General features: G+C 51.1%; 22 protein-coding genes. 1 reads left to right on the forward strand and 21 read right to left on the reverse strand.

Going from position 1 to position 13,040, the window contains the following annotated elements; translation table 11 throughout:
• Window positions 1–14: 14 nt before the first annotated feature.
• The 14 genes from rplE to rpsJ form a co-directional block, all read right to left on the reverse strand.
• Window positions 15–554: a 50S ribosomal protein L5 gene (gene rplE / locus GM30_RS00185; protein ID WP_049847031.1), complete on the reverse strand. Its 540-nt coding sequence runs from the start codon at window positions 552–554 to the stop codon at window positions 15–17.
• Between the two features lie 14 nt (window positions 555–568).
• A complete protein-coding gene (gene rplX, locus GM30_RS00190; RefSeq protein WP_038158520.1) occupies window positions 569–883 on the reverse strand; it encodes a 50S ribosomal protein L24 in 315 nt (104 codons plus the stop codon).
• Between the two features lie 10 nt (window positions 884–893).
• Complete coding sequence (gene rplN, locus GM30_RS00195) at window positions 894–1,265, reverse strand: 50S ribosomal protein L14 (protein WP_004388611.1); 372 nt, start codon at window positions 1,263–1,265, stop codon at window positions 894–896.
• Between the two features lie 166 nt (window positions 1,266–1,431).
• The gene (gene rpsQ, locus GM30_RS00200) at window positions 1,432–1,686 is read right to left on the reverse strand and encodes a 30S ribosomal protein S17 (RefSeq protein ID WP_024549501.1); all 255 of its coding nucleotides are present in this window, start codon (window positions 1,684–1,686) and stop codon (window positions 1,432–1,434) included.
• Window positions 1,686–1,877 carry a 50S ribosomal protein L29 gene (rpmC, locus tag GM30_RS00205; RefSeq protein WP_004388609.1) on the reverse strand — a complete coding sequence of 64 codons (192 nt, stop codon included), beginning with the start codon at window positions 1,875–1,877 and terminating at the stop codon, window positions 1,686–1,688. The genes rpsQ and rpmC overlap by 1 nt, the downstream gene beginning before the upstream one ends.
• The gene (gene rplP / locus GM30_RS00210) at window positions 1,877–2,287 is read right to left on the reverse strand and encodes a 50S ribosomal protein L16 (RefSeq protein ID WP_002919759.1); all 411 of its coding nucleotides are present in this window, start codon (window positions 2,285–2,287) and stop codon (window positions 1,877–1,879) included. The genes rpmC and rplP overlap by 1 nt, the downstream gene beginning before the upstream one ends.
• A gap of 12 nt (window positions 2,288–2,299) precedes the next feature.
• On the reverse strand, window positions 2,300–3,001 hold the full coding sequence (gene rpsC / locus GM30_RS00215) for a 30S ribosomal protein S3 (RefSeq protein ID WP_000529945.1): 702 nt from the start codon (window positions 2,999–3,001) through the stop codon (window positions 2,300–2,302).
• 17 nt (window positions 3,002–3,018) lie between these two features.
• Window positions 3,019–3,351 carry a 50S ribosomal protein L22 gene (rplV, locus tag GM30_RS00220; protein ID WP_002919773.1) on the reverse strand — a complete coding sequence of 111 codons (333 nt, stop codon included), beginning with the start codon at window positions 3,349–3,351 and terminating at the stop codon, window positions 3,019–3,021.
• 14 nt (window positions 3,352–3,365) lie between these two features.
• On the reverse strand, window positions 3,366–3,644 hold the full coding sequence (gene rpsS / locus GM30_RS00225; protein ID WP_001138115.1) for a 30S ribosomal protein S19: 279 nt from the start codon (window positions 3,642–3,644) through the stop codon (window positions 3,366–3,368).
• A gap of 16 nt (window positions 3,645–3,660) precedes the next feature.
• A complete protein-coding gene (gene rplB / locus GM30_RS00230) occupies window positions 3,661–4,482 on the reverse strand; it encodes a 50S ribosomal protein L2 (RefSeq protein ID WP_000301859.1) in 822 nt (273 codons plus the stop codon).
• 17 nt (window positions 4,483–4,499) lie between these two features.
• Entirely contained in the window at window positions 4,500–4,802 is a 303-nt protein-coding gene (rplW, locus tag GM30_RS00235) for a 50S ribosomal protein L23 (protein ID WP_038158532.1), read from the reverse strand.
• Window positions 4,799–5,404, reverse strand: a complete 606-nt coding sequence (gene rplD, locus GM30_RS00240; RefSeq protein ID WP_000424395.1) for a 50S ribosomal protein L4 — start codon at window positions 5,402–5,404, stop codon at window positions 4,799–4,801. The genes rplW and rplD overlap by 4 nt, the downstream gene beginning before the upstream one ends.
• A 10-nt stretch (window positions 5,405–5,414) precedes the next feature.
• Complete coding sequence (gene rplC, locus GM30_RS00245) at window positions 5,415–6,044, reverse strand: 50S ribosomal protein L3 (RefSeq protein ID WP_015962738.1); 630 nt, start codon at window positions 6,042–6,044, stop codon at window positions 5,415–5,417.
• 32 nt (window positions 6,045–6,076) lie between these two features.
• Window positions 6,077–6,388, reverse strand: a complete 312-nt coding sequence (gene rpsJ, locus GM30_RS00250; protein WP_001181005.1) for a 30S ribosomal protein S10 — start codon at window positions 6,386–6,388, stop codon at window positions 6,077–6,079.
• 383 nt (window positions 6,389–6,771) lie between these two features.
• Here rpsJ and GM30_RS00255 point away from each other — a divergent pair, with 383 nt between their 5' ends.
• Window positions 6,772–7,245 (forward strand): prepilin peptidase, encoded by a 474-nt coding sequence (locus tag GM30_RS00255; protein ID WP_049847032.1) that lies wholly within the window; start codon window positions 6,772–6,774, stop codon window positions 7,243–7,245.
• Here GM30_RS00255 and bfr read toward each other — a convergent pair.
• The 7 genes from bfr to tusB all read right to left on the reverse strand — a co-directional run bounded on the left by bfr (window position 7,229) and on the right by tusB (window position 13,034).
• Complete coding sequence (bfr, locus tag GM30_RS00260) at window positions 7,229–7,705, reverse strand: bacterioferritin (protein ID WP_049847033.1); 477 nt, start codon at window positions 7,703–7,705, stop codon at window positions 7,229–7,231. The genes GM30_RS00255 and bfr overlap by 17 nt on opposite strands.
• Window positions 7,706–7,777: 72 nt before the next feature.
• Entirely contained in the window at window positions 7,778–7,972 is a 195-nt protein-coding gene (gene bfd, locus GM30_RS00265; protein ID WP_049847034.1) for a bacterioferritin-associated ferredoxin, read from the reverse strand.
• Window positions 7,973–8,144: 172 nt separating this feature from the next.
• Window positions 8,145–9,398, reverse strand: a complete 1,254-nt coding sequence (gene tuf / locus GM30_RS00270) for an elongation factor Tu (RefSeq protein WP_049847035.1) — start codon at window positions 9,396–9,398, stop codon at window positions 8,145–8,147.
• Between the two features lie 70 nt (window positions 9,399–9,468).
• Window positions 9,469–11,583, reverse strand: coding sequence for an elongation factor G (gene fusA, locus GM30_RS00275; RefSeq protein ID WP_049847036.1), 2,115 nt, complete (start codon window positions 11,581–11,583; stop codon window positions 9,469–9,471).
• A 97-nt stretch (window positions 11,584–11,680) separates the two neighbouring features.
• Window positions 11,681–12,151 carry a 30S ribosomal protein S7 gene (gene rpsG, locus GM30_RS00280; RefSeq protein ID WP_013364441.1) on the reverse strand — a complete coding sequence of 157 codons (471 nt, stop codon included), beginning with the start codon at window positions 12,149–12,151 and terminating at the stop codon, window positions 11,681–11,683.
• A 95-nt stretch (window positions 12,152–12,246) separates the two neighbouring features.
• Complete coding sequence (gene rpsL, locus GM30_RS00285; protein WP_000246815.1) at window positions 12,247–12,621, reverse strand: 30S ribosomal protein S12; 375 nt, start codon at window positions 12,619–12,621, stop codon at window positions 12,247–12,249.
• A 125-nt stretch (window positions 12,622–12,746) separates the two neighbouring features.
• The gene (tusB, locus tag GM30_RS00290; protein ID WP_049847088.1) at window positions 12,747–13,034 is read right to left on the reverse strand and encodes a sulfurtransferase complex subunit TusB; all 288 of its coding nucleotides are present in this window, start codon (window positions 13,032–13,034) and stop codon (window positions 12,747–12,749) included.
• Window positions 13,035–13,040 lie beyond the last annotated feature (6 nt).

Consider the following 13,040-nt stretch of genomic DNA (forward strand, 5'->3'; position numbering starts at 1 on the left):
TCAGTAACCCTACCTTACTTGCGGAACGGGAAGTCAAAGGCAGCCAGCAGAGCACGGCCTTCTTCGTCAGAGGTCGCAGTAGTGGTAATGGTAATATCCAAACCACGAACGCGATCGACTTTGTCGTAGTCGATTTCTGGGAAGATGATCTGCTCACGGACACCCATGCTGTAGTTACCACGACCATCGAAAGACTTCGTAGACAGGCCACGGAAGTCACGAATACGCGGTACAGCAATAGTGATCAGGCGCTCAAAGAACTCCCACATGCGTTCGCCACGCAGAGTTACTTTACAGCCGATCGGATAGCCCTGACGGATTTTGAAGCCTGCAACTGATTTGCGTGCTTTGGTGATCAGCGGTTTTTGACCGGAGATTGCTGCCAGGTCAGCTGCTGCGTTATCCAGCAGTTTCTTGTCAGCGATCGCTTCACCAACACCCATGTTCAGGGTGATCTTCTCGACCCGAGGGACTTGCATGACAGAATTGTAGTTAAACTCAGTCATGAGTTTCTTAACTACTTCGTCTTTGTAGTAATCATGCAGTTTCGCCATCGTACTACTCCAAATTACTTGATAGTTTCGCTATTAGACTTGAAGAAACGGACTTTTTTACCGTCTTCGAATCTAAAGCCTACACGGTCAGCCTTGCCGGTTGCCGTATTGAAGATTGCAACGTTAGAAACCTGAATAGCAGCTTCTTTTTCAACGATGCCACCCGGTTGGTTCAGGGCCGGAACCGGCTTCTGATGTTTCTTAACCAGGTTGATACCTTCAACAATGATCTTGCCGGAAGACAGAACATTCTTAACTTTACCGCGCTTACCTTTATCTTTACCGGTTAACACGATAACTTCGTCATCACGACGGATTTTCGCTGCCATGATTCGCTCCTTAGAGTACTTCTGGTGCCAGAGAGATGATTTTCATAAACTTCTCAGAACGAAGTTCACGAGTTACCGGCCCAAAAATACGCGTACCGATAGGCTGCTCGCTGTTGTTGTTCAGAAGAACACAAGCATTGCCATCGAAGCGAACGACAGAACCGTCAGGGCGACGAACACCCTTCTTGGTGCGCACCACTACCGCCTTCAGCACATCACCTTTTTTGACCTTACCACGCGGAATTGCTTCCTTGATGGTGATCTTGATGATGTCGCCTACGCCTGCGTAGCGACGGTGCGAGCCACCCAGAACCTTGATACACATTACGCGACGCGCACCGGAGTTGTCGGCGACGTTCAGCATAGTCTGTTCTTGGATCATTTCAGTGCTCCGCTAATGTCAACTACTACTGAGACCCCAAAATTAGGGTCGTTAAAAAAGCCCCATATCGAGGGCGCAGCATTATAACACCGCTCTCAGAATATGGGTAGAAAAAATAAACGGCTCATCGCTGAGCCGTTTATCCGTATCGAGATTGCGTACTGTATTACAGAACCGCTTTCTCTACAACGCGAACCAGCGTCCAGGACTTAGTCTTGGACAGCGGACGGCATTCGCGGATTTCAACCACGTCACCGATACCGCTTTCGTTGTTCTCGTCATGTACGTGCAGTTTGGTCGTACGTTTGATGAATTTACCGTAGATCGGGTGTTTCACAAAACGCTCGATGGCAACAACAATGGATTTCTCCATTTTGTCACTCACAACGCGACCTTGCAGAGTACGGATTTTATCGGTCATTACGCACCCGCCTTCTCAGTCAGTAAAGTCTTAACGCGTGCAACATCACGACGAACCTGCTTCAGCAGGTGAGTCTGTTGCAGCTGGCCACTTGCAGCCTGCATGCGCAGATTGAACTGCTCGCGCAGCAGGTTCAGCAGCTCGGTGTTCAGCTCTTCAACGCTTTTTTCACGCAGCTCTTTTGCTTTCATTACATCACCGTCTTAGTTACAAAGGTGGTTTTGATCGGCAGTTTCGCTGCTGCCAGGCCGAATGCTTCACGGGCCAGCTCTTCCGGTACGCCGTCCATTTCATACAGGACTTTACCCGGCTGAATCAAGGCAACCCAATACTCCACGTTACCTTTACCTTTACCCATACGAACTTCCAGCGGCTTCTCGGTGATCGGTTTGTCCGGGAATACACGGATCCAGATCTTACCTTGACGCTTCACTGCACGGGTCATTGCACGACGTGCTGCTTCGATCTGACGTGCAGTCAGACGACCACGGCCAACAGCTTTCAGACCGAAAGTGCCGAAGCTAACATCCGTACCCTGCGCCAGACCACGGTTGCGGCCTTTGTGCACTTTACGGAATTTTGTACGCTTTGGTTGTAACATCAGCGACGCTCCTTATTTACGGCCTTTACGCTGCTGCTTTTTAGGTTGCGCAGCCGGTTTTTCCGGTTGTTCAACAGCAGCCATACCACCCAGGATCTCACCTTTGAAGATCCACACTTTAACGCCGATTACACCGTAAGTGGTGTGCGCTTCAGAGGTGTTGTAGTCAATGTCAGCACGCAGAGTGTGCAGCGGTACGCGACCTTCGCGGTACCATTCGGTACGTGCGATTTCCGCGCCGCCCAGACGGCCGCTAACTTCAACTTTGATACCTTTAGCGCCCAGACGCATGGCGTTCTGTACAGCACGCTTCATAGCACGACGGAACATAACACGACGTTCCAGCTGAGAAGTGATGCTGTCAGCAACCAGTTTTGCGTCCAGTTCAGGTTTACGAACCTCGGCGATATTGATCTGTGCAGGAACGCCAGCGATATCCGCTACGACCTTGCGCAGTTTTTCTACGTCTTCGCCTTTCTTACCGATAACGATACCCGGGCGAGCAGTGTGAATAGTCACACGGATGCTCTTAGCCGGACGCTCGATAACGATACGAGATACGGACGCTTTTGCCAGTTCCTTCGTCAGGTACTGACGTACTTTAAAATCGCTGTCCAGGTTGTCAGCGAATTCTTTGGTGTTCGCGAACCAGGTAGAGTTCCAAGGTTTGACAATACCCAGGCGAATACCATTAGGATGTACTTTCTGACCCATTGCTAGTCTCCAGAGTCTCAGCGATCGGACACAACCACAGTGATGTGGCTGGTGCGCTTCAGGATGCGATCTGCACGACCTTTCGCACGCGGCATAATGCGCTTCATGCTCGGGCCTTCGTCTACGAAAATTTTCGCAACTTTCAGATCGTCAATGTCAGCGCCATCGTTGTGTTCAGCGTTAGCAATGGCAGATTCCAGAACTTTCTTGACCAGTACAGCCGCTTTCTTATTGGTGTAGGTCAGAATATCCAGGGCCTGCGACACTTTCTTACCGCGAATCAGGTCAGCAACAAGGCGGACCTTCTGAGCAGAAGAACGAGCATGGCGATGTTGAGCTAAAGTTTCCATCTCTTCCTCCTACCTTATTTCTTCTTCGCTTTTTTATCAGCAGCATGGCCGCGATAAGTACGAGTCGGTGCGAATTCACCCAGTTTGTGACCGACCATTTCGTCGGAAACAAATACCGGAACGTGCTGACGACCATTATGGACAGCGATGGTCAAACCGATCATGTTTGGAAAGATCGTTGAACGACGGGACCAAGTGCGCAGGGGCTTCTTGTCTCCGCTTTCCACCGCTTTCTCTACCTTCTTCAGCAAGTGCAGGTCAATAAAAGGACCTTTCTTGAGAGAACGTGGCATGGCTTATCCTCTAATATTATTTGCTACGGCGACGTACGATGAATTTATCAGTACGCTTGTTGCTGCGGGTCTTCTTACCTTTGGTCTGAACGCCCCACGGAGTTACCGGGTGCTTACCAAAGTTACGACCTTCACCACCACCATGTGGGTGGTCGACCGGGTTCATCGCAGTACCGCGAACGGTAGGACGAACACCACGCCAGCGTGCAGCACCTGCTTTACCCAGAACGCGCAGCATATGCTCAGCATTGCCAACTTCGCCCAGAGTCGCGCGGCAATCTGCTTCGACTTTACGCATTTCACCAGAACGCAGACGCAGGGTGACATAAGCACCATCACGAGCAACGATCTGAACGTAAGTACCAGCAGAACGCGCCAGCTGACCGCCTTTACCTGGTTTCATTTCTACGTTATGAACGGTAGAACCAACCGGGATATTGCGCATCGGCAGGGTGTTACCCGCTTTGATTGCAGCATCAACGCCAGACTGAATCTGGTCGCCCGCTTTCAGGCCTTTAGGGGCCAGGATGTAACGGCGTTCGCCGTCTTTGTACAGAACCAGCGCGATGTTCGCGGAACGGTTCGGATCGTACTCAAGACGTTCAACAACTGCCGGGATACCATCTTTGTTGCGTTTGAAGTCAACAATACGGTATGCCTGCTTGTGGCCACCACCGATATGACGAGTGGTGATACGGCCATTGTTGTTACGACCACCGGATTTGCTGTTTTTTTCCAGCAGCGGAGCAAAAGGTTTGCCCTTGTGCAGCTCAGGGTTTACCACTTTAACGACGTGGCGACGACCCGGAGATGTCGGTTTACATTTAACAACTGCCATTGTATTACTCCTCCGACTTACTCAGCGCCGCCAACGAAGTCCAGATTCTGGCCTTCTTCCAGGGTGACGTAAGCTTTTTTCCAGTCGCTACGACGACCGATACGCTGTCCGTGACGCTTCACCTTGCCTTTAACGACCAGGGTACGTACGGTATCAACTTTGACTTCAAACAGTTTCTGCACAGCAGCTTTGATTTCTGCTTTAGTCGCGTCTTTAGCAACTTTGAGAACGATGGTGTTTGTTTTTTCCATCGCAGTAGACGCTTTTTCAGAAACGTGCGGTGCACGCAGCACCTTCAGCAGACGTTCTTCACGAATCATGCCAGCATCTCCTCAACTTGCTTAACAGCATCAGCAGTCATTACGACTTTGTCGAAGGCGATCAGGCTAACCGGGTCGATACCAGTTGCATCGCGTACGTCAACCTTGTGCAGGTTGCGCGCAGCCAGGAACAGGTTCTCGTCCAGCTCACCGGTGATGATCAGCACATCTTCCAGAGCCATGTCTTTCAGTTTCTGTGCCAGCAGCTTAGTTTTCGGCGCTTCTACAGAGAACTTCTCGACAACGATCAGACGATCCTGACGTACCAGCTCGGACAGAATGCTTTTCAGCGCGCCGCGGTACATCTTTTTGTTAACTTTTTGACTGTGGTCCTGCGGACGCGCAGCGAAGGTCACGCCACCAGAACGCCAGATCGGGCTCTTGATAGAACCTGAACGCGCACGGCCGGTGCCTTTCTGACGCCACGGTTTTTTACCGGAACCAGTTACTTCAGCACGGGTCTTCTGAGCACGAGTGCCCTGACGAGCACCAGCTGCATAAGCAACAACAACCTGGTGAACCAGCGCTTCGTTGAAATCACGACCGAAGGTAGTTTCGGAAACAGTCAGCGCGCTCTGCGCGTCTTTCAATACTAATTCCATTGCTATCTCCTCACGCCTTCACAGCTGGTTTAACGATCAGGTCGCTACCGGTTGCACCCGGGACAGCACCTTTAACCAGCAGCAGGTTGCGCTCAGCGTCAACACGTACTACGTCCAGGCTCTGAACGGTTACGCGTTCGTTACCCAGCTGACCTGCCATTTTCTTGCCTTTGAACACTTTGCCCGGAGTCTGGTTCTGACCGATAGAACCCGGAACACGGTGAGACAAGGAGTTACCGTGAGTCGCGTCCTGGGTACGGAAGTTCCAGCGCTTAACGGTACCAGCGAAACCTTTACCTTTAGAGGTGCCAGTTACGTCAACTTTTTTAACTTCAGCAAACAGCTCAACGCTAATGTTCTGACCTACGGTGAACTCTTCGCCTTCAGCAAGGCGGAATTCCCACAGACCACGGCCAGCTTCTACGCCAGCTTTAGCGAAGTGACCCGCTTCCGGCTTGGTTACACGGTTAGCTTTTTTAGCACCGGTAGTCACCTGAATGGCACGGTAGCCATCGTTAGCCAGATCTTTAACCTGAGTAACGCGGTTTGCTTCAACTTCGATTACGGTTACTGGGATAGAGACGCCATCTTCAGTGAAGATGCGGGTCATACCCACTTTTTTACCGACTAAACCAATCATTGTTTCAACCTCTCAATCGCTCGATGACCTGATTAACCCAGGCTGATCTGCACGTCTACACCGGCAGCCAGATCCAGACGCATCAGAGCATCAACGGTTTTCTCAGTTGGCTCAACGATGTCAACCAGACGCTTGTGAGTGCGGATTTCGTACTGATCGCGCGCGTCTTTGTTGACGTGCGGGGAGATCAGAACGGTGAAGCGCTCTTTGCGGGTCGGCAGCGGGATCGGACCACGGACTTGCGCACCAGTGCGCTTAGCAGTCTCGACGATTTCCGCGGTTGATTGATCGATCAGACGGTGATCGAACGCTTTAAGGCGGATACGGATTCTTTGGTTCTGCATGAGACCAGAGCTCCAATTATTTTATAAACGAAAATGATTACTCCTCACACCCATTACGATTGATGGGGGAGTGTAACCGTTCTTACGTAGTTCCCCGATTGGGAACATTGTTTGACGGAAAATTAACTCCGTCAGAGTTCATATCGAACTCGCCGTCAATTTTGACAAGCCCGCGCATTATACGCAAATCTCGCCGCGAAGCAAGCTGTGTTTATTCTTTAAACACTCCGGAGATGCGATCCTGACTGGCGTTTTTACCTCAACAACGGCAACGAACGGAGATTCTCTGGATAGCGCTACGCAACACCCCATTTTGTCTTTTGCAGCCACACTGCCGTTGCGCCGACACTGCGGCGACTTATTCTGGCTAACGGGTTAAATCGATGATTGCTGCTCTCCCCTTCTTCCTTATTTACGCCGGATTGACGCTGACGCTGGGCTGGCACGATCTCAAATCGCACCTGTTACCTGACAGGTTTACCTGCCCACTGCTGTGGAGTGGAATACTGTTTTATCTCTGCTTATTCCCGGAATGGCTTCCACTGTCCGTGCTCGGCGCCATCATTGGTTATCTGGCTTTCGCCGCCGTCTATTGGGGATACCGCTGGATTCGCAAGCAGGAAGGGTTGGGATATGGCGATGTGAAATTTCTGGCGGCGTTAGGTGCGTGGCACGGCTGGCAGCAGCTTCCACAGCTCGTGTGTATCGCGGCAAGCCTGGCGTTATTGTTTTTTTGTATCCAGGCGATTGATGCGCTTTCCCTGCGCCCCATAAAAAACCCGCTGCCTTTCGGGCCATTTCTGGCGGCAGCGGGTTGGATTTGTAGCTGGGAGACGGTACTCAGTCTTCCACTTTGATTTGCGACTGGAGATAGTTCTGCAGACCCAGTTTAGTAATCAGATCCAGTTCAGTTTCAAGCCAGTCAATATGACCCTCTTCATCCGCAAGGATTTCGATCATCATATCGCGGCTGACATAGTCGTGAACGGAATCAGCATAGGCAATCGCTTCACGGAGATTTTGTGCACCATCAAGCTCAAGCGCGAGATCGGAGCGCAGCATTTCTTCTACATCTTCACCGATGTTGAGTTTGCCAAGGTCCTGCAGGTTGGGAATACCTTCGAGAAAAAGAATGCGCTCGATGTATTTATCGGCATGCTTCATTTCATCGATGGACTCGTGATACTCAACGTCGTTGAGGCGCATCAGGCCCCAGTTTTTGAACATTCTCGCATGGAGAAAGTATTGGTTGATTGCGACAAGCTCATTTCCCAATAATTTATTGAGATAATTTATAACCTTAACATCACCTTTCATTTTATAGTCCCTCCGCTTCCACTTATTGAAGCGTAGATGGGGCTACAGGGATGTCAAAAAAAAGAGTACGCCTCAGGCGATCTCTTTATATTCCGGCATCTGGGTTAATTCATCCTGCATTATCTCGCGAGCGGCACGCGTGCACTTACCACATTGATTTCCAACGGGAATGAACTTGCGAAGTTGCTGAAACGACTGTGGATGAAACTGGCGAACGGCCTGCCGTATTTTTTTATCGCTTATACCATTGCACAAACAAACGAACATAATCACTCCCGCTTACTTTATGCGCAAAGTGTAAATGAGAATAGTTATGATTACAATAGCACAATTAAGAAACCGCGGCGGTGACAGCGATTAAAATGCATACGAATGTTTCCGGGAAATAACAAAAAGCAAAAAGGGCGCCGAAGCGCCCTTTTTTATTCAAAGCTAATAATTAGCTCAGAACTTTAGCAACAACGCCCGCACCTACAGTACGGCCGCCTTCACGGATTGCGAAACGCAGACCGTCGTCCATCGCGATCGGGTGGATCAGGGTAACAACCATTTTGATGTTGTCGCCCGGCATTACCATCTCTACGCCTTCCGGCAGTTCGATGGTGCCAGTCACGTCAGTTGTACGGAAGTAGAACTGCGGACGGTAGCCTTTGAAGAACGGAGTATGACGGCCGCCTTCGTCTTTGGACAGAATGTACACTTCAGATTCGAACTTGGTGTGCGGGTTGATGGTGCCCGGCTTCGCCAGTACCTGACCACGTTCGATTTCTTCACGTTTGATACCACGCAGCAGAACACCTACGTTCTCACCCGCACGGCCTTCGTCCAGCAGTTTGCGGAACATTTCAACGCCAGTACAGGTAGACTTCGCCGTCTCTTTAGCACGGCCTTCGTCCAGCAGTTTGCGGAACATTTCAACGCCAGTACAGGTAGACTTCGCCGTCTCTTTGATACCAACGATTTCAACTTCTTCGCCCACTTTGATGATACCGCGCTCTACACGACCGGTAACAACGGTACCACGACCGGAGATGGAGAATACGTCTTCAATCGGCAGCAGGAACGGCTTGTCAATCGCACGCTCTGGTTCCGGAATGTAAGAATCCAGGAAGCCAGCCAGTTCGATGATTTTCGCTTCCCACTCTGCATCGCCTTCCAGCGCTTTCAGAGCAGAACCGCGAACGATCGGGGTGTCGTCGCCCGGGAAATCGTACTGAGACAGCAGTTCGCGAACTTCCATCTCTACCAGTTCCAGCAGCTCTTCGTCATCAACCATGTCGCATTTGTTCAGGAACACGATGATGTACGGAACGCCTACCTGACGACCCAGCAGGATGTGCTCACGGGTCTGCGGCATCGGGCCGTCAGTCGCAGCAACAACCAGGATCGCGCCGTCCATCTGAGCCGCACCAGTGATCATGTTTTTAACATAGTCGGCGTGGCCCGGGCAGTCTACGTGTGCGTAGTGGCGAGTCGGGGTATCGTATTCAACGTGAGAAGTGTTGATGGTGATACCACGTGCTTTTTCTTCCGGCGCGTTATCGATCTGGTCGAATGCGCGAGCAGCACCACCGTAGGTTTTAGCCAGTACGGTAGTGATGGCAGCGGTCAGGGTAGTTTTACCATGGTCAACGTGGCCGATAGTACCGACGTTGACGTGCGGTTTTGTACGTTCAAATTTTTCTTTAGACACGGCTATATTCCTTACTATAGTGCTCTCCCCTCGTGGAGAGAGCACGGGACTTTGGTTTTAACCCTGCGGCTTATTTACCACGGGCTTCAATTACGGCCTGAGCAACGTTGTTCGGCGCATCATCATACTTCAGGAATTCCATGGTGTATGATGCACGACCTTTGGTCAGAGAACGCAGCTGAGTTGCATATCCGAACATTTCAGACAGCGGAACTTCAGCGTGGATCTTAACGCCAGTCACTTCGGATTCCTGACCACGCAGCATACCGCGACGACGGCTCAAGTCACCGATAACGTCACCGGTGTTCTCTTCCGGCGTTTCAACTTCAACCTTCATGATCGGCTCAAGAAGAACAGGTTTTGCTTTCTTAAAGCCATCTTTAAAGGCGATAGAAGCCGCCAGTTTAAACGCCAGCTCAGAGGAGTCAACGTCATGGTAAGAACCGAAGTGCAGACGCACACCGAGATCAACTACCGGGTAACCCGCCAGCGGACCAGACTTCAGCTGCTCCTGGATGCCTTTATCAACGGCAGGGATGTATTCGCCAGGAATTACACCACCTTTGATGTCGTTGATGAACTCGTAACCTTTCGGGTTTGAGCCCGGCTCCAGCGGGTACATGTCGATAACAACATGACCGTACTGACCACGACCACCAGACTGCTTGGCGTGTTTACCTTCGATATCGGTAACTTTCGCGCGAATCGCTTCGCGGTAAGCAACCTGAGGTTTACCGACGTTCGCTTCAACGTTGAATTCACGTTTCATACGGTCAACGATGATGTCGAGGTGCAGTTCACCCATACCTGCGATAATGGTCTGGTTAGATTCTTCGTCAGTCCACACACGGAAAGACGGGTCTTCTTTAGCCAGACGGCCCAGAGCCAGACCCATTTTTTCCTGGTCAGCTTTGGTTTTCGGTTCTACGGCGATGGAGATTACCGGTTCCGGGAATTCCATACGCTCCAGAATGATCGGATGATCCGGATCGCACAGGGTGTCACCTGTGGTCACATCTTTCAGACCGATCGCTGCAGCGATGTCGCCTGCGCGAACTTCTTTGATCTCTTCACGTTTGTTGGCGTGCATCTGAACGATACGGCCAAAACGTTCACGCGCGGCTTTCACGGAGTTCAGGATGGTATCACCGGAGTTAACCACACCAGAGTACACGCGGAAGAAGGTCAGGTTACCCACGAACGGGTCGGTAGCGATTTTGAATGCCAGTGCAGAGAAAGGCTCTTCATCGCTAGCGTGACGCTCAGCCGGCGTATCTTTACCGTCGTCCAGAATACCGTTGATTGCCGGTACGTCAGTCGGGGATGGCAGGTAATCAATTACCGCATCCAGCATCGCCTGAACACCTTTGTTCTTGAACGCTGAACCACAGGTTACCAGGATGATTTCGTTGTTCAGAACACGCTGACGCAGAGCTTTTTTGATCTCTTCTTCAGTCAGTTCTTCACCACCCAGGTATTTTTCCATCAGCTCTTCAGAAGCTTCAGCTGCGGATTCGATCAGGTTCTGGTGCCATTCGTCAGCCAGGTCCTGCATGTCAGCCGGGATATCTTCGTATTCGAAGGTAACGCCCTGGTCTGCATCGTTCCAGTTGATGGCTTTCATTTTCACCAGGTCAACAACACCGGTGAAACCTTCTTCAGCACCAATTGCCAGCTGCAGCGGAACCGGGTTCGCGCCCAGACGGGATTTGATCTGACCAACAACTTTCAGGAAGTTCGCGCCCATGCGGTCCATTTTGTTAACGAACGCAATGCGTGGAACTTTATATTTGTTCGCCTGACGCCATACGGTTTCAGACTGCGGCTGAACACCACCAACTGCGCAGTAAACCATTACCGCACCATCGAGTACACGCATGGAACGTTCTACTTCGATAGTGAAGTCAACGTGCCCCGGGGTGTCGATGATGTTTACGCGATGCGGTTCATACTGCTTAGCCATACCAGACCAGAATGCAGTAGTCGCAGCGGACGTGATGGTGATACCACGTTCCTGCTCCTGCTCCATCCAGTCCATGGTAGCGGCGCCGTCATGAACTTCACCGATTTTATGGTTTACACCGGTGTAGAACAGAATACGTTCGGTAGTAGTGGTTTTACCGGCGTCGATGTGCGCACTGATACCGATGTTACGGTAGCGTGCGATGGGTGTTGTACGAGCCATTTGATTCCTCGTTTGTTTCTTTAGGCGTTCAGATTAGGTAACCCAGTGCGGGCTGCTTACCTGAAGCGCCCGCCTGGTGACTAAAACTCCGAAGGGATTACCAACGGTAGTGTGCGAACGCCTTGTTGGCTTCTGCCATGCGGTGAACGTCTTCACGTTTCTTCACTGCAGTACCTTTGTTATCTGCAGCGTCAGTGAGTTCGTTCGCCAGACGCAGGGCCATAGATTTATCACCGCGTTTACGAGCAGCTTCAACGATCCAACGCATTGCCAGAGCATTGCGGCGGACCGGACGGACTTCAACTGGTACCTGATAAGTAGAACCACCAACGCGGCGAGACTTAACTTCGACAGTCGGGCGCACGTTTTCGAGGGCTACTTCGAAAGCTTCCAGTTCATTTTTACCAGAGCGCTGAGCCAGGGTCTCCAGCGCGCTGTATACGATTGATTCTGCGGTAGATTTTTTACCATCTACCATCAGGATATTGACAAATTTAGCCAGCAGTTCTGATCCGAACTTCGGATCCGGCAGAATTTTACGCTGACCAATGACGCGACGACGTGGCATGGAAATACTCCGTTGTTAATTCAGGATTGTCCAAAACTCAAAGAGTTAAGTTTGACATTAATATAAAACGTTTGGCCTTACTTAACGGAGAACCATTAAGCCTTAGGACGCTTCACGCCGTACTTGGAGCGAGCCTGCTTACGGTCTTTAACGCCGGAGCAGTCAAGCGCACCACGAACGGTGTGGTAACGAACACCCGGGAGGTCTTTTACACGACCGCCACGGATCAGGATCACGGAGTGCTCCTGCAGGTTGTGACCTTCACCACCGATGTAGGAGGTGACTTCGAAACCGTTAGTCAGACGCACACGGCAAACTTTACGCAGTGCGGAGTTCGGTTTCTTAGGAGTGGTGGTATATACACGAGTACATACGCCACGTTTCTGCGGGCATGCTTCCAGCGCAGGCACGTTGCTCTTTGCAACTTTGCGTGCACGTGGTTTGCGTACCAGCTGGTTAACTGTTGCCATTAAATAGCTCCTGGTTTTAGCTTTTGCTTCGTAAACACGTAATAAATCGACCTCATACAATATGAGGACGCGAAATTTTAGGGCCACGCTGAAAAGGTGTCAAGAAATATACAACGATCTCGTTTTCACCAGGCCAGCTGCCCTGGATGTTTGACGGTGAGTCTGACGAAGTCAGTATAGTCAACCCTGACGACACTGCTCGAAATTTGACCGGAAAGACCCCGGGCTTCAACGTCTTCCTGTAGTGCATGAAGCGATATGGGGGCCTTTTTCAGGATTTCAATGAAGCGGCTTCCCTCAACCGCTGCCAGCACGCCGTCGGAGAGCAGTAGCAGGTCATCGCCCGCTTTCACCAGACGCAAGAGTGCGTCGATATCCGCATGCCAGGGAGAACAACCTAGAGTATGGAGCATGAGTGC

It is taken from the genome of Trabulsiella odontotermitis (assembly GCF_001188485.1).
GTDB classification, from domain to species: Bacteria; Pseudomonadota; Gammaproteobacteria; order Enterobacterales; family Enterobacteriaceae; genus Trabulsiella; species Trabulsiella odontotermitis_A.